Here is a 17054-nt window from a genome sequence, read left to right on the forward strand (position 1 = left end):
TGAATTTAGTATATCTACTCAAACTTTACTTTCGGCAATCCCTCAACAATTTCCACCGTCTGCACACTTACATTAATAACACTCAACAACAAGTCAAAAATATAACTTGCGTTATCCACTTCCTTACTCCAATCATTCGGGTCATTTTTAATACCACTTTCTTTATGCACCGTTACCTGATAACGCTCCATAATCCACTCAATAGCTGACTTTCCGTTTACTACGTATTCATAAGCTTTGGCAGGAATGTTATCTATAGTAAAATTACCATTATAGATAATGGTATCTTTTTGGTCTTTTTTAGGAAAACGCATTTTGGTTACACGATACATTTCATTAGGTGTCATCATGTAAATTTTATCAGGGCTTTTAATGGTTACACTATCATAAGCAGGAACCGTTTCATAGCTCAAATGCAATTCCGCCAGTTTTCTACCACCTTTGCTAAACGCCCAAAAATCACGAACATCTTCTACCAACGGCAGTCGTGGCAGCATTTTCTTTAGATCGTTGGCAAAGGTTTCTCGATATTCGGGGCTGTGTAAAAAACCATATACATAGTAGAAAACATCTTCTTTAGTTACGTTTTTACCATATTGTTTTTTAGCTCGCTCTAATATAAAATCACTCACCCCATCACGACGGATATAGTCACCTTCGCTACCTACATCAAACAATCCTTTTTGAGCAGAGTTGTTTTCTTCGTAATAGTATAAAGGGAAGCATTGAGTTGTTCCATTTCTACCATTCAATAAGCCAAATTCTGAAACTTTATTTGTTATGAGCGCTGAAAATGAAAATAAGCTTTTACCAGTAACACATATTACAAAATTTTCAGAATTTTCATTTGGGAAAAATTTAGGTAATTGATATCGTTCTTGATTTAGGTTATCTGCAAAATAAGTATTACTCTTCACAAAAGGACGATATTGTGAAATTCTATATTCTTTCTCTTCAATGAATGGAATATTCTTTTTAACTTGATTCTGCCAATCTCTTGACCAACTTCCTTTTTTTGAATCTGAAATAGGCTCAGCTACCTTTCCAGTATTTAGTAATTCTCGTTGTTCATTATAATGTTCAATAGTTTTTTTTATGTTATCACTCAATATGTTTTTTGAAAAATTAAAACACCAAGCATCTCTACTTGAAACAACAGACCCTGAAACAGTAACAAAAAAACAATTAGTTTTTGGGTCGTATTTTTTAAATGTATCAGAAATTAGTGGTATGTAATTTTCAAAATTTGAGTTTCTCATACTTAACCAATCACTTTCTTTGTTAGGTAACAATTCGACAAATGGTAAATTAGAAATTGTTTTAAAGTTTTTAATTAGTTCAAGTTTCTCGCTTTGTGACAAATAATCACCAATATCATGATAATGAATAGTCGCTTTTGGGTTTTTATTTTCTGGATTTTTAATCAATAACGTTATTGATATAGGTGTTCGTGAACCAGAACCAAATATTTTACCGCCTTCTTTTCTAGAAAGTTCACCGCTCGTTCGTTGATTACCTCTTAAATTGAAAATATAAATAGCTGAGAATTCGTTTTCTAAACTTTTGCGAAAACCATCGGTACTATTACTATCGAGCCAAGCTCCATTAGATACAAAACTAATAATTCCCCCATGCTTGGAGTCTAATCGGTCTGAACTCCATCTGAATGCTTTGATGTAGGCGTCATATAAAGATTTATTTAAACCAGCTGTTGATTCCTTCGCATATGTACTAGCAATTTTAGCATCAAGTTTAGGATAACTTTGATTTTGTGCATTGTCATTGGCAGACTTTTGCCCAATAGAATACGGAGGATTTCCAATAATAACACGCAACGGCGCTTTCTTCTGTTTGTCAACACGTTCTGAATTTTGTGGGAACATTTCAGAAAACATCTTTTCGCTGGCATCGGTTTCGCCTAGTTGGAAAGTATCTGTAAGCACTATACCGTCAAATGGAGTGTATTTTTCTTTACCTATACCATCATCGGGGTCAAGCGTGGCATCGTGGTAGGCGTTTTCAATATTAACTGCGGCAATATAATAAGCTAATAACACGATTTCGTTTGCGTGTATCTCGTGTTTGTATTTGCGTTCTAAATCTTTTTCTTCAATCAAGCCGCTTTGCAGTAATCGGGTAATAAACGTTCCGGTTCCTGTAAAAGGGTCAAGAATATGAATGTTTTCGTCCGTAAGGCTTCTGCTAAATTCTTTTTTCAAGACATCGTTTACTGAGTGAATGATAAAATCAACGACTTCTATAGGCGTGTAAACAATACCCAACTGCTCTACCATTTTAGGGAAAGCCGTTTTAAAGAACTTGTCGTACAACTCAATGATGATGCGTTGTTTCCCTTCGGCATTATCAATACCAGAGGCACGCATTTTTACGGAGTCATAAAACTTCTGTAATGTTTCCGCATCTTTGTCAAACGATTGGTCTTCCAACAAATCCAACATCGATTGCATTGAAACTGAGATTGGGTTGTTCTTAACAAACGAATAGCCTTCAAACAAGGCTTCGAAAACAGGTTTGGTAATAATATGTTGCGATAGCATTTCTACCGCTTGTTGTTGCGTAATACTTGGGTTGATGTTCTTTTGCAATCCTTGCAGGAAGTTTTCAAAAACTTGTTGATGCGTTTGGTCTTCAACAATCAATCGGTTAATACGGGCTACTTGTCGCTCGGCAATTTCAGCTACACTTTTTGCCCATTGTTCCCAATAGCGCCGGTCACCTACTTTATCAACCATACGAGCAAAAACTACATTTTGTAGTTGTTCAAACTGCAAAGCCATTTGTTGGTTGATGTCTTTTGTAGTTTTGTTGATATCGCCGGAATCATGCACCATATCTGGATTACCATTTTCATCAAAGGTATATTCGGGTCTGCCGATTAATATTTGTTCGGGTCTGTTTTTGTTGAGTTCTATTTTATTGACAATGGCGTTAAAACGGTCATCGTGTGCACGAAGCGCATTGAGTACCGTCCAAACTACTTTGTAACGTTCGTTATCATCTAAGGCTTTGTCAGCTTCAACATCTGACGGAACGACTACAGGAATAATGATATAACCGTAATTTTTCCCGGGAGATTTACGCATTACGCGTCCTACCGATTGCACAACATCAACCTGAGAGTTACGGGCTGATAAAAACAAAACGGCATCCAATGAAGGTACGTCAACACCTTCACTCAAACAGCGTACATTGGTTAATATTTTACATTCGTTATCGGTGCCATCTGCTTTTAACCAACCCAATAATTCGTCACGGTCTGGTGCTGACATTGTTCCGTCAATATGTTTAGACGAAACCGAAACCATTTTACTTTTTTTGTTAGTTGGTAAGGAATCTATATAAGCATCAGTTGCTGTGTTAAAAGTAGCTGTAATCTTTTTGGACGTAGCAATACTCGCACAGAAAGCTACCGCTTTTCGCATTGGGTCTGGGTCTGTTTTTTCTAAAATACCCATCTGCCCAAGAAACTGTTTAGACAAAGCATTAATACAACCAATAAGTTTTGAAGCGTCATCAGTAGTGATTTCGCTTTCCTTGTCCATGATCATTTTTTGCACCGCTGGCGGTACATCTTTATCATTAAGTGTAAGGATTAACACTTTGTAATCGGTCAATAAATCTTTTTCTACAGCTTCACCAAAACCTATGCGATATATTTCGTCACCATAGAGTTTCTCATCATCCATAGAGCAAAGAATAGCTTCGGCTTGTGCGGCTTTACTCTTTGTTTCTAAGTCATACAATCGCGGCGTTGCGGTCATATAAACTCTTTTCTTTGCTTTGATAAAAGTATTATCGTGTACTTTCGTAAACGCTGACTCATCTTGACCTGCTAATGAAACTCCGGTGGTTCTATGTGCTTCATCACAAATGATTAAATCAAATTCAGGATAGCCATTTTTAATCAATTCTTTTTGAGCAGCAGCAATAACTGCAATAGATTGATAGGTAGAAAAAACAACGGTCATACCATTATTCCCTTTATTGGAATGATGATTAAACTGATTCAATATTTCAGCAGTATTAGTAGAAGCAGGTAGAGCCAAATCTACAGTACTGGTATTGTCGTTATCTTCGTTTTTATTTTTTGTTTTGGATATTTCTGGGTCAGAGCAAATACAAATAGCATTGATTGGTTCTTTAGCATAAGTAGACCATTCGCGCAAAGTCTGTCCCAATAAAGCTATAGAAGGGACTAAGAATAAAATCAATCCTTTATTGTTCGTTTGATTTTCAGCAATACGCAATGCGGTAAAGGTTTTACCTGTTCCGCAAGCCATGATAAGTTTTCCTCTGTCGTTGGTTTTAAAATGAGCTTCGGTTAAATTTAAAGCTGTTTTTTGATGCAATGATAAATGACGAGTAGTAATTCTGGCTTTTTCACCATGAATATCATTTTCTAGTTTTTCCCAATTAACAGGAGCAACTAGTAAATCATATAATTTTATCCTTGAAACAGGAGGGTGCTGATTCTTTATAGCTTCATTAGCATTAGCTCCCCATTTGTTGGTAGTAGCAATCCAAAGCCGGTGTGCAAAATGTGTAGTTTTTAGTTCCTCATTTTTAAAGGTGCGACTAGAGGTAGATAGGAAAGAATCTACAGCGGGTTTGTCAATAGCAGAACCCTCTTGAAAACATTTACATTGTATAGCCCAATAATCGCCATCATGGGTTAGTGCCACTAGATCAATACCGGTATCACCACCACCTAAATCATTTTTACCAGGGAATTCATTCCACAGCCAAACATTTTTGAATTTAGATGCATATATAGGGTCGGTTTGTAAATAACCCTGCATTAATCGTTCAAAGCGGTCACCTTTGTCTCTTTGGGAATAAGATAATTTTCGATATTTCTCTAGAACTCTGGTAAAGTCATTCATTTAAAATGGATTGGAGATATTTATTTTAATTATTTATATTTTCTCAAACATACCAATAATTCCCCACACCAACAATACGATTTGTATAGGATTTTGCGAATACGTTGAAACTTGACCAGTCCTCAGGTCTTTAGGATTGGGCCGCCATCTTTTTTTCATATTCGCTTGAAAATGCTTTCATAGCATCAGAAGCCCTTGTGATATCGACCTCTATGCCAATCAGATTCCTGTAACCCCTTTTTTCCTTTTCGTCACCATCGGGTTCGAGATATTCTACGGTATCTGCCGTTAATTTGATATGGTGCACTTTTTTGCCAGGGTTTTCTGGTTCGATGTCGTCATTAACCAGCGACCCATCCGACTTTATCTTGACACTGCCCTTTGTGAATATCGTGTCTAAAGGAACTGCAAGGTTATACGATTTCTCCTCTATGACTTCATGGCCATCATCACTGCCTACATATTCTACCCTCTTGATTGTCGAAAGTCCGCCAGTTATATTTTTCCTACCCATCGAATGGACGATCGTATAGTCGGCCTTGTTTTCGATGATTTCATTGGCGTCGGGATTTGATTTAGAATGGCTTGCATCGACTTCTATCTGCAGCAGGTGAACCGTTATTTTGATATAAGTGAAATCATCGCGCATAGGTTTGAGATGGTGCTTGTCCGGGTATTGCTCTTTTTCGGTGCGCCCCAAAATATGTCCCAAATCGGCTTTAATCGTTGAAGCCAGAAACACGATTAGTTTTTCAATATCGGTCTTGTCAGCAAGATCAAGACGTTTAGTATCATTGAGTAATGTAAGGATATCGGTTTTCAGGTCAGGGTGACTCGTCAGGAAAGGCAAACCGGCCAAGTCTGGGTCTTTGGCTTTGCGGGAATTTTTTTTGGCGTATATTTTAAAGGCAGCAATGCCTTCATTGCCATCAATAAATTTGAATTCCTCATGATATTCCTTACAATAAAATGTTGCTATGATGCGCTTCGGAACTACCATCTCCACTTTTTCTCCAGAAACTACTTCTTTATGTGTGACTACCTTTACTTTAGTTGCATCAAGTGGGTCTGCTTTATCGGGCTGGATGGCGAGGTAATTTTCATCATATTTGAAATAAAATTTATATAGGATATTGAGCATGTCTTTTACATGTTGCCCGATGTGTATTTCGTACATCCCTACAGGTACAAAACAATACCCTTTGGTTCCGAGTTGTCGGTTAACATGATTGCCGTCCCTTAGGCTGATTTTATGTTCATGCACGTATTTCAATTTATACATTGACGCCGTATCATCATCGGCATCAGAGCTTAGTTCTGTAGTCTTCCTGATTCTCGATTGGGCAAAACGGTATAGTGACTTATTTTTTTCATAATCAATCTTTTCAATCTTCACAAACCGTATTTCACCGTCATGAATCAGTTGGAAGGTATGGTCGTTCCTGATCTCGTCAAGTAGGTCGTTATCATTGAATGCGCTACCAGATATGAAGACAGGTAAATCGTGATTGAAGCTGTCGGAACCCCAGGGTATTTTTTTTACAATTCGTTTTGATGCATCAAGCCTAGCCAATTTTACATATAGGTAATCATCGAGATTGACTGCTTCGTTCCACAAAGCGTCAAAATGCTGTTGGAAATAGGTAGATAGAGGCGTGTTTTTGGCCATGCTGAAAGTCTCGACACTATCAATCTGGCTTGGCGGGAGTACTGAGAAATTGATGTTGTCATCCCACGAGGCGAAGACGATGGAATGCGTCGACTTGAACAATTTTACTTCAATTTTATCCCTATATTTTTCGCTGTATTTTTGGATATCATTAAAATCAGTGACGATTTCATTGAGTCTCCTGAGCCCTTCACGCATACTTTCGAAAACGTCGAAGTTTGCGGGTTTTACCAATGCCAGGTCGTTATTTCGCTGGTGTGCGGCGTGAGAGTTCGGATGCAGCAACAAGATTTGTATTTTTTCATTGGCATCAAGCGTTTTTACCGCATTATCGAGATGCGTCCTGAAATTGTAAAAGTCGAGTCGTTCTTCTTTGAGTATCTTGATCTCACGAATCGATTTGTTTTCTTCTATCGGGCCGATGAAGTAGGAATTGATGTCGTTATCGAGTATACGAATACCGCGCTTGCTTTCTGCCATTTCCCGCGCCACTTGCCAATAGGTTCTCTTGCCATTATTTCTTGGCATACCGGCATATTTATCGAGTTTTTTCTCAATCAGAATATATAAAAAGATGCCGCTCAGGATTTCAATCCAGAAATGCTTAAAGAACATATGAAACGCTCCTATGAGGCCTGTTTCGTTACCTCCCATATATTCGTTACTAAACCAACCTTTGCTTCCCAACTGGTGCGCAAAAGTCTGATACCAGCCCATCGTGTATGCCAGAAAAAGATAGAAGCATAATAATATGGCCACTATCATACCCCTTCTTTTCCAGCCATAAGGCCACCAGCGCTGGAATTTTATTTTTATAAACGGATGCTCGATGATTGCTATGAAGACTACTATTACCGGAATGACAGTATATAGCAAATTTGGATTCATTACATAAGCAATGAATACTACCAGCGCGACAATAATTGTCCAGAGGATGATATTTTCTTTGTTAAGGCTTATTGCCAATTTTTTTTTGGCTCTATTTTCTTTTTCCATATTGCTTATAATTTTGCGCCGGTACATCAATGGCTATGATTCTCGTTTGATTCTTTTTAAGCCTTTATGGTGTTGTGCGTGTTGAAATGGGTTTAAAAAATGTGCCAATCTTGTCAAAATCAAATGCTTTGGAAAGGGTAACACCATAAAAAGGAGTTGGGTGCTTCAGGTTGTTGTTGATTTCTCCTTGAAGTGTAATGCCTGTCGTCCGCTCGGTAATCCATAATTTACCGGTATAGAAAAAGTCTTCAGTATTGACATATTGGCTTTCGGCAGTTGCGAGCGAGCTTGAGGTGCTGAAGTATGATGGCGCGTATCGGGTGGCATATCCAGTATTCATATTAAGGCGTACACTGATGTAGTCATTCTCATGGCAAAGCCAGAATCCTATGATACCGATATTGAAATCATAAATGTCGTATGTATATTTTTGTATATAGGGTAAGTCAGAATTACTAGTTGGTACACGCGTTGCTACTAGGATTGGTTCTAGTTCACGAGGATTGACATAACGGATATTCACTGTTGAACGGCGCCATATAAATTCTAATGATGGTGCATAGTATATGAAGGTAGCCGAAACTTGTTTATTGAGATTCAAAAAAGGGATTCTGATAAGCGGCGAAAAGTAAGCACCAAGGTTATCTGATTGCACTGTCCTTAAGATATCGGTTTTTTCCTGGATTCGATAACGATTGCCATCAGTACTGTCCATTACTTTTTTTTCCCTCACAATATCGAGGATTGAATCCGTTCTTGTAATGGCCCTGTTTCCGTATAAGCTGATGTAAAAACCAGCCCATTCATCAACTTTTGGGGTAACCATAATGTTGGTGGCAAAAAAAAGGTTTTTGGCCTTTAGCCCATCTACGAGATCGAAATTGGTGCCCACATATCCTAAATAACTGTAACTGAGTATTTTTTCTTTTCCTTGAATTTTATTGAATAACTCTTCTAATTTTTTTACATTATCATTACTGGCAATGTCGATAGCTTTTATGGAATTTAAATTTTCAGCAGTAAAAAGTAATTGGATTGTTGCATTATCAGTTTTACAATCATCATATAAAATTTTAAAAAATCCATCTTCAGAACTGGCTTTTATTTCTGAAAGTGTTGCTGCATTCTTATATAATTCAAATTTATTCGTTGCAGTACATTTAATAGAATATTTATTTACTCCGGGGAAAACTTCTACAGTTTGACCAACGGTGGTGATTGCTTCAACATATTTTTTATAATTGGTTTTATTGGACGGAATATTAAAATATGCCCTAGATTTTAGAAATAAGATAAATGTAGCTTCATCCATACTTTGAATTGCAGTTGCAACATCTGCAAGGGTTATTTTATCTTGTGCAACTGATATTTTTAAAGGAATTTTTGGGTCTGTATTGGGTATATAATAATTAAAGTTAGAAGAACTTTCGGTTATTTTTTTTATAACTTTTGAATTTAAAAGTGATACCGGAATATTATCTTTTTCAGTAAATCGTTGGGAAACCATACTATTTTTACTATCTGTAATATAGACATCGATATCTCCTGTTGTGTTTTTTTCAAATTTAATTTCATACTCATTCACGATATTGGGATCGGTAAGCTTAGTTGTTTGCGCAAAACCAAAAACGTTCATTAATAATACTGCAAATAATAATTTTGTTTTCATAACTTAAAATTTAAAGTAAATACTACCTAACATAAAATTATGTTTATGACATTAAAGTAACCTGAAACTGTTCAACAATAAGGTTTGTTACGAAATGGGAGAAATGAGGGAACAACAATAAAATGGCTTGAAATAATTACGGGCAAAAGACAAAAGTTATATGGAGTATAAAAGTAATCAGCAATTTGAATTCAATAAAACTAAAACATATTCAACAAAATAAAATCAGGGTTTTCCCTAATAAATAAAAGGAAATGCCCTAGGGAAAACCCTAAGAAATCATTGGTTGTAAGTATTTTACTAAAAAACAATAATACCATATCATGATATTATAAAACCAAAACACACAACAAAAAAAACGCCCTATCACTAAGGCGTTCTAAAAACACAACCGTCATTGCGAGCCGCAGGCGCGGCAACCTCAACCGCTAACGCCCAAAATCACCACGTCATTGCGAGCCGCAGGCGCGGCAACCTCAACCGCTAACGCCCAAAATCACCACGTCATTGCGAGCCGTAGGCGCGGCAACCTCATTGCCAGCCCATAGGGCTAAGCAATGCTACAACACATCCAACAACGTCAAACTATTATAATTCCCATTGTTCAAAGCATACTGCACCCCATTCACTTCTTGGTAAAACTCAATAAGCAACAGATAAAACGAATTACCAGCCCCGGAAGGAACAGCAGTAGGAGTGAGCGCTAGGTTCACCGGAGTAACATTCAAGGGCAAGTTCTCTACTGGGCTGTAAAATACCTCCGAGATTTCGGTATCAAAATCCAAGTTCATAAAAGCACTCTGAAAAGAAACATGCGTCGCATGTGCCGGTGCAACCAACTGCTCCGCCGGAATTAGATTGTCAATACTAACTTTACCGGTGGCCGTATCCAAAGCATAAGGAGCCGCCAATAGCGAGCGTAAAGAACTACGACCGTTAAGATCCAAACCTTTCAAAAAGACTTTACCGGCAGCCGTAGCAAGCCCAATACCAATTTTGCGCTCCCCGCGAACCGAAACCAAATCGGCATTCTTTACACCCGCAAGCACATGCATCAAGCGGTTGTTCAAAGTACCGTCATAAGCCTTGCGAATCAATATGGCCGCAGCATTCCGAAACACCTTACTGCCTTTAGCCAAAATATTAAATTCGCTGCCATTTTCACGAGTACGCTTAAAAGCGGGGTCATTCATAATGCGTTCCTTACTAACGCCACCTTTCTGACGCATATAAAAAGCGTCACCTTTACGATAAAAAGAAACGTCATCATACGTCCCTTTAATCTTCAAAAATCCAAATTGTTTTGGCATAATCGATATATTTAATGATTAATAATAACCCAAAGCTATAAAGCACGCGCAAAGTCTAAAAATAGGAGCTTCCGCTTTCGACCCTTTTTGCCGATTTTGCCGAAAACGCCGTTTATTGCCGCTTATTTAGTAAGTTTTTCCTACAATTACAGTTCCCACCAACCACCACGTCATTGCGAGCCGCAGGCGCGGCAACCTCTCCCACCAACCACCACGTCATTGCGAGCCGCAGGCGCGGCAACCTCTCACACCAACCACCCCGTCATTGGGAGCCGCAGGCGCGGCAACCTCTCCCACCAACCACAAACGACTACCGATATACTGCAACGCATTGAGGTTCAAAGTGTAGTTGCGTTAGATTATTTTGTTAATGAATTGCAAATGGCCACAAATGGCGATTTTTTGGCACACTTACTGTCAATCTCAAAATGCGCCTCCAAATCAGAAAAGAATCAATCAATCATCTAAATCAAAGCACTATGGAACGCATCACGATTTACACCAAAGACATCCAGATCCTTACCGGTAAAAGCGAACGCTGCTGCCGCAACATCCTCAAACAAATCAAAAAAGCCAACAACAAAAAGCCACACCAGATCGTTACCTTCAAAGAGTGTTTTGAGTATCTGGGCATACCAACAGAGGAATCCCTAATGATCTTAAAAACCCGCAAATAACCACCACGTCATTGCGAGCCCGCAAGGCGAAGCAACCTCTTCCACAAACCACAAACCCTCAAACCCACCGCGTCATTGCGAGCCTGCAAGGCGCGGCAACCTCTCCGCACCCGAAAAAAGACTCATAAATCTTAAAGTCTTATAATCCAAAAATCTTACAATCCAACACCGTTTCGCCGCCATGCGCTGCCATAGCCTTGGTCGTCTGCAATGACATGAAATAGAAAAGCCCGAAACAAAATTTCGGGCTTTATATACTGCCATAAATTGCTGTTTAACTTACTGGTCTTTATTCTTTTGGCATTTTGCTCATATCCATATACAACATACTCCACCGATGTCCATCTAAGTCAGTAAAACCGCAACCATACATCCAACCATCTTTATCTTCGGGTCCTCTGTAAATTTCGCCACCGGCTTTTTTAATTTTTTCGGCGAATTGATCTACTGCTTCTTTGTTTTCTGCGCCAATATTAAACAATACTTCGGTAGCATTCTTGGTGTCGGCAATTTCGTTGCCGCTATAACCTTTGAATTCTGTTTCTTCAAATAGATTGATTACAACATCTTGTTTGCCGACAAGTAAACTCAATAAGTTTTTAGGAGCATCTTTAAATGAAAATCCAAGTTGTGTAAAGAAATCTTTAGACTTTTTGAGGTCTTTTACGGGTAAGTTTAACCAAAATTCGTTTTTCATAATTTCATATTAATGATTAGCATTGTCCTAAATTATTGTTTTTTTTAACCGCAAATAACGCGAGAGTATACGCTAAGTTCGCTATGAAAATTTTATGCTCGCCAAAAAACCTTGCGCACTTTGCGACCCGAGCGTAGCGAACTGACGAAGTAAAATCTTAGCGCACTTTGTGGTTAATTTATTTAAAGTTTTCTTCTAATTTATCAAATGATGATTGCCACCCTTTGATACATTCTTCACTTATCTCAGCAGGTAAGCCGGCGTGTTGCAACGATATGTTTGTTTTGCCGTCTACTTCTTCAAATGCTGTAGTTACCTGTAGTTCCTGCTCCCAATCTCCGGGCATTTTATAATAAGAAGCAGCTACTATATTGCCACTACTATCTGCAAAGCTGTCGGTATTAACTATTTTTTTGAATGGTACAATTTCTTTGTATGTACCCGTCGACCAAACCTTTTTACCGTCTGCCGCTTGCATGGATGCTAAAAATTTTCCACCGACTTTAAAATCGATAGTGCAGTCAGGACAGGTATATTCTTTCGGACCCCACCATTTCTTCATATTTTGAGGTTCGGTCCAAGCGCTCCATACGGTATTAAGGGGAAGGTTAAATGTTCTTTCAACCGTAATTGTTTTGTGTTCCTCAATTGTTGCATTTTCTTTCATCATATTTTATTTTAAAGTTTGAACTAATATTGAAGTCATAAAGGTCAGCGCTTTTTCAATGAAAGGGATTACACAACTTTAGAAAGAAGTTATGTAATTGATACATTTCGGTCGTCTTTTTTATGAGTCAGTTTCAGTTATGCAGCGTCATGCTACAATGACCGCTAACATGCATACTTCGCTGTTAAACCCAAAACCAACGTCATTACGAGTGCGCAGTACGAAGCAACCTCTCCCCACCAACCACTAGAGCTCAAAACCACCACGTCATTGCGAGCCACAGGCGCGGCAACCTCTCCCCACCAAACGCTAAAGCCCAAAATCACCACGTCATTGCGAGCCGCAGGCGCGGCAACCTCTCCCCACCAAACGCTAAAGCCCAAAATCACCACGTCATTGCGAGCCGCAGGCGCGGCAACCTCTCCCCACTAACCACTAAAGCCCAAAATCACCACGTCATTGCGAGCCGCAGGCGCAGCAACCTCTCCCCACCAACCACTATAGTTCAAAATCACCACGTCATTGCGAGCCGCAGGCGCGGCAACCTCTCCCCACCAACCACTAAAGTTCAAAATCACCACGTCATTGCGAGCCGCAGGCGCGGCAACCTAACCAATAGTATACTAATACTTCGTATACCAAGCGTATACCAAGCGTGTATACAGTGTCTCGAATTCGTGTTGTTCGTGTTTATCAATATTTAAACCGCTAACACAGCATCACATTCCACTCACATGCACCACTACTATAGAAAATCTTAAGAATAAAATAATTCGCATACCATTTAAAAAGGACTAATTTTACTTGTATCAAAAAACAAGAACATGGTAACCATCGACAATTATTTAGACAATCATTACATCCACAGAAGCAATTGGCTTCGGGCTGCCGTTTTAGGAGCCAACGATGGGATCATATCGGTTTCGAGTTTGGCCATAGGTGTTGCTGCGGCTAGTGCCACAAGAGAACCTGTAATTCTCGCTACTGTTGCGGGTCTTGTTGCCGGAGCTTTGTCGATGGCTGCGGGCGAATATGTTTCGGTAAGTTCACAAACCGATACAGAGAAAGCCGATATTGCAAGAGAAATGCAAGAACTCGAGGAAATGCCTGAAGAAGAGTTGCAAATATTGGCTCAGATTTATGAAAAAAGAGGACTCAAAAAAGAAACCGCATTGCAAGTAGCCATCGAATTGACGGAGCATGATGTTTTGGGCGCCCATATCAGAGACGAGTTGGGCATCAACGAAATTAGCCAGGCGAATCCGATACAAGCTGCTATGGCTTCGGGAGCTGCGTTTACTGTTGGCGGTGTATTGCCGCTGCTGGTGATTCTTTTGGCACCCTTGAAAAATTTAGAATATTCGATGTATGGGTTTACCATCATTTTTCTAATGATATTAGGCACCATTGCAGCAAAAACCGGAGGTTCAAGCATAAGAAAAGCCATCTTGCGCATTACCGTTTGGGGCACTATTGCTATGGGATTGTCTGCTTTGGTGGGGTATCTTTTTGGTGTTAAGTTATAAGGATTTAACAATCAATCAATAATTTTTCAGGGGTCATTCGTTTTTCATTTTCAGGGAATTAAATTATTCTACCAGGATTTTGAATTTAACGTACTATCGGGAACTTTACACCAAAATCTACTTACAGATATTATACTTTTTGCGTCTTAGCGACTTTGCGAGATATAAAATTAGCTCGCAAAGGCGCTAAGACGCAAAGTTTTAAAAGAGATGATATGTAAAATAATGTATTGATCTAATTTCTTTGTTGGGTATAAACTTCCGATAGTGATTTAAATTCATTGAGGCTTTCAAGTTTTTTGATGATTAAGCTTGGACGAATAATTTGGAAAATATTGATCGGCAAAAACATATAAATCTTAAAATCTTCCCAACCTCAAAATCTAAATCATAAATAGTCGTAATTTTGCCCATCGATTTTTAAAAATTCCTATGAAAATATTATACACTTATATCAAAGCGCACAAACCGATGTTGTTCTTAGCGCTTTTCCTTGCTGCCATCAACCAATGTTTTTCTTTGTGCGATTCTATTATTATCGGAAAACTGCTCAACGAATGTGGCGTGGGCGTCAAGAACTTCAATCATGATTATGCTGCGTTTACCAAAGCCGTATTGGGCTGGTTGGCGTTGTCGTTAGGTGCGGCTATGATGTCGAGAATTGCTAAGAATTTTCAAGATTATTTCACCAATATTATCATCCAACGTACCGGAGCTCAGATGTATACCGATGGTATTCAGAAAGCGTTGCAGTTGCCGTATCAAGATTTTGAAGACCAACGCAGTGGCGAAACTTTAGGCAAGTTGCAAAAAGTGAAAATCGATTGTGAGAAGTTCATCACCTTATCCATTTCAATGGTGTTTCAAACCGTCATTGGGATAACGTTTGTGGTGGTTTATGCGATTAACATCCATTGGCTTTTAGGACCGGTCTTCTTAGCGACCATCCCTGTGGTGGCTTTTGTAAGTTCATTTTTAGGTAAGAAAATCAAGAAGGTATCTAAAGAAATCTTAGGCGAAACTACTGCATTAGCAGGTGCTACAACCGAGTCGTTGCGCAATATCGAATTGGTCAAAAGTTTGGGGCTGACACAACAGGAAGTCAACCGACTCAACAGTACCACAATTAAAATCCTCGGATTAGAATTGAAGAAAGTGCGTTTCATTCGCTCGTTGAGTTTTATTCAAGGAACGACGGTGCATTTTATGAGAACCAGTTTGGTGTTTGCGTTGTATATGTTTGTGTTCCGCGACATCATACAACCTGGCGATGTGATTACGCTGATGTTCTTTTCGTTCTTTTTATTCAACCCATTACAAGAACTTGGGAATGTCATTGCCACGTTCAATGAAACCAAAGCATCAATGGACAATTTCAGCGATTTGATGCATGCCAAAAGCGAAGAGAAACCACTAACTCCAGAAACGATTGGGTTTATCAACCATTTGAAATTCTCTCATATTTCGTTCAAGCACCGAACCGCCAAAAGTTATGCTGTAAAAGATATTTCGTTTGAAGCCAAAGCCGGTGAAACCATAGCGTTTGTCGGACCTTCAGGAAGCGGTAAAACCACACTCGTAAAAATGCTTGTCGGACTATACAAACCCGAAGAAGGGGCTATTTTCTATAATGAAAAGAACGCCAACGATATCGATCTTACAGAGTTGCGCCAACAATTGGGGTTTGTGACTCAGGATGCGCAGTTGTTTTCTGGCACCATTAAAGACAATTTGCTGTTTGTAAAACCCAATGCTACCGATGAAGAACTCAATGATGTGTTGCAAAAATCGGCTTGTCAGAATTTGTTGTCACGTGCCGAAAATGGTATCAACACTACAATCGGAGAAGGTGGAATCAAAGTATCGGGCGGCGAGAAGCAAAGGTTGTCGATAGCCAGAGCGTTATTGAGAAGCCCAAGATTGTTAATTTTTGATGAAGCCACTTCGGCGTTAGATTCGATTACGGAAGAGGAAATTACGCAAACCATTAGGAGTATCTCGTCAAAACAAGATCAGATTACAGTTTTGATTGCACATCGTTTGTCGACGATTATGCATGCGGATAGAATTTATGTACTAGAGCAGGGGCAAATTATCGAACAAGGGAAGCATTTGGATTTGTTGGATGAAAAAGGGTTGTATTATGCTATGTGGAGACAGCAGATTGGGGAAAGAAAATAGGTTCTAAGGTGCTGACGTTGTTTGGTGCTTTGTACTCGCAATGACTCAGGGTGATAGCAATTTGGTTTGAAGGTTATTTCCAGATGTGGAAGTTTAGTTTTAGTTTTTTATCTTCGATTAGTGTGAGCCAATCGATGAACAGTAAACCACCGATTAATAGCACCCCAATAGATAAACTTACGATTGATTTCCATGATAGGGCACTGTCCCACATATTGTCAAAGTTGAGGGCTGCATAATTACCCAAATGCACCGCAATAGCATCACTAATAAATTTGCCAACGAAAAAGGAGGGAATAATCTGGATGGGTTTCAACCGAGCCATTCCGGCTGCTAAAAATAAAGGTGTCGTAGGAATGGGCAATAAAGAATAGGCTATAATAAGCAGTTGGCTTTTCCAACCTTTTTCTTTCATTTTTTTTCCCAGATACTGTACGTCTTTGTTCTTGGAGGGTTTAAATACTTTATCTGCGAGTAATGGAATATAAAGTGTAAGCACATACCGCCCTAAAATAGAACCAGCAACTCCGATAATAATGACCCACCAAGTATTGAGTTTAAATAGTATCTGAAGCGGAACCATAATCGAACAAGCCGGAGGAAAAGGGATGGGGACAACATCAAATATAAAAGCGCCCACAAAAACCAAAAGATACTGCCACCACATTGTATTTCAATTAATCAGCAACAGAAGTATTGCACCGTAAAGGTAGCTGAAATGTGTTGTATTTTCTTTACTATAAATTACAGGATTCACT

Annotated in this window: 10 protein-coding genes; 3 read left to right on the forward strand and 7 right to left on the reverse strand. The window is 38.9% G+C overall.

Annotation, left to right across the window (positions count from 1 at the left end; translation table 11 throughout):
* Positions 1–14 precede the first annotated feature (14 nt).
* The 4 genes from RMO03_RS05040 to RMO03_RS05055 form a co-directional block, all read right to left on the reverse strand.
* Complete coding sequence (locus RMO03_RS05040; RefSeq protein WP_309640999.1) at positions 15–4904, reverse strand: type ISP restriction/modification enzyme; 4890 nt, start codon at positions 4902–4904, stop codon at positions 15–17.
* A 130-nt stretch (positions 4905–5034) separates the two neighbouring features.
* A complete protein-coding gene (locus RMO03_RS05045) occupies positions 5035–7569 on the reverse strand; it encodes a hypothetical protein (RefSeq protein ID WP_309641000.1) in 2535 nt (844 codons plus the stop codon).
* Positions 7570–7633: 64 nt separating this feature from the next.
* Complete coding sequence (locus RMO03_RS05050; RefSeq protein WP_309641001.1) at positions 7634–9238, reverse strand: hypothetical protein; 1605 nt, start codon at positions 9236–9238, stop codon at positions 7634–7636.
* A 560-nt stretch (positions 9239–9798) separates the two neighbouring features.
* A complete protein-coding gene (locus RMO03_RS05055; RefSeq protein WP_309641002.1) occupies positions 9799–10467 on the reverse strand; it encodes a hypothetical protein in 669 nt (222 codons plus the stop codon).
* Positions 10468–11027: 560 nt separating this feature from the next.
* Between RMO03_RS05055 and RMO03_RS05060 the strand changes: the two genes are divergently transcribed.
* Positions 11028–11225 (forward strand): hypothetical protein, encoded by a 198-nt coding sequence (locus RMO03_RS05060; protein WP_309641003.1) that lies wholly within the window; start codon positions 11028–11030, stop codon positions 11223–11225.
* 289 nt (positions 11226–11514) lie between these two features.
* On the opposite strand, the gene RMO03_RS05065 is transcribed toward RMO03_RS05060, so the two are convergent.
* Positions 11515–11922 carry a VOC family protein gene (locus RMO03_RS05065; RefSeq protein ID WP_309641004.1) on the reverse strand — a complete coding sequence of 136 codons (408 nt, stop codon included), beginning with the start codon at positions 11920–11922 and terminating at the stop codon, positions 11515–11517.
* A gap of 178 nt (positions 11923–12100) precedes the next feature.
* Positions 12101–12592, reverse strand: a complete 492-nt coding sequence (locus tag RMO03_RS05070) for an SRPBCC domain-containing protein (protein ID WP_309641005.1) — start codon at positions 12590–12592, stop codon at positions 12101–12103.
* Between the two features lie 821 nt (positions 12593–13413).
* On the opposite strand from RMO03_RS05070, the gene RMO03_RS05075 reads away from it, so the two are divergent.
* Both RMO03_RS05075 and RMO03_RS05080 read left to right on the forward strand, forming a co-directional pair.
* Positions 13414–14115: a VIT family protein gene (locus tag RMO03_RS05075; RefSeq protein ID WP_309641006.1), complete on the forward strand. Its 702-nt coding sequence runs from the start codon at positions 13414–13416 to the stop codon at positions 14113–14115.
* A gap of 432 nt (positions 14116–14547) precedes the next feature.
* Complete coding sequence (locus RMO03_RS05080; protein WP_309641007.1) at positions 14548–16296, forward strand: ABC transporter ATP-binding protein; 1749 nt, start codon at positions 14548–14550, stop codon at positions 16294–16296.
* A gap of 73 nt (positions 16297–16369) precedes the next feature.
* On the opposite strand, the gene RMO03_RS05085 is transcribed toward RMO03_RS05080, so the two are convergent.
* Positions 16370–16963, reverse strand: coding sequence for a hypothetical protein (locus tag RMO03_RS05085; RefSeq protein WP_309641008.1), 594 nt, complete (start codon positions 16961–16963; stop codon positions 16370–16372).
* Between the last annotated feature and the right edge of the window lie 91 nt (positions 16964–17054).

Source organism: Flavobacterium sp. (genome assembly GCF_031411595.1).
GTDB lineage: Bacteria > Bacteroidota > Bacteroidia > Flavobacteriales > Flavobacteriaceae > Flavobacterium.

What these genes read in the sequence shown, in the direction of transcription:
- RMO03_RS05085 (WP_309641008.1), bottom strand. Translation starts at nt 16,963, where the DNA reads ATGTGGTGGCAGTATCTTTTGGTTTTTGTGGGCGCTTTTATATTTGAT.
- RMO03_RS05040 (WP_309640999.1), bottom strand. Translation starts at nt 4,904, where the DNA reads ATGAATGACTTTACCAGAGTTCTAGAGAAATATCGAAAATTATCTTAT.
- RMO03_RS05075 (WP_309641006.1), top strand. Translation starts at nt 13,414, where the DNA reads ATGGTAACCATCGACAATTATTTAGACAATCATTACATCCACAGAAGC.
- RMO03_RS05045 (WP_309641000.1), bottom strand. Translation starts at nt 7,569, where the DNA reads ATGGAAAAAGAAAATAGAGCCAAAAAAAAATTGGCAATAAGCCTTAAC.
- RMO03_RS05050 (WP_309641001.1), bottom strand. Translation starts at nt 9,238, where the DNA reads ATGAAAACAAAATTATTATTTGCAGTATTATTAATGAACGTTTTTGGT.
- RMO03_RS05080 (WP_309641007.1), top strand. Translation starts at nt 14,548, where the DNA reads ATGAAAATATTATACACTTATATCAAAGCGCACAAACCGATGTTGTTC.
- RMO03_RS05060 (WP_309641003.1), top strand. Translation starts at nt 11,028, where the DNA reads ATGGAACGCATCACGATTTACACCAAAGACATCCAGATCCTTACCGGT.
- RMO03_RS05065 (WP_309641004.1), bottom strand. Translation starts at nt 11,922, where the DNA reads ATGAAAAACGAATTTTGGTTAAACTTACCCGTAAAAGACCTCAAAAAG.
- RMO03_RS05070 (WP_309641005.1), bottom strand. Translation starts at nt 12,592, where the DNA reads ATGATGAAAGAAAATGCAACAATTGAGGAACACAAAACAATTACGGTT.
- RMO03_RS05055 (WP_309641002.1), bottom strand. Translation starts at nt 10,467, where the DNA reads ATGCGTCAGAAAGGTGGCGTTAGTAAGGAACGCATTATGAATGACCCC.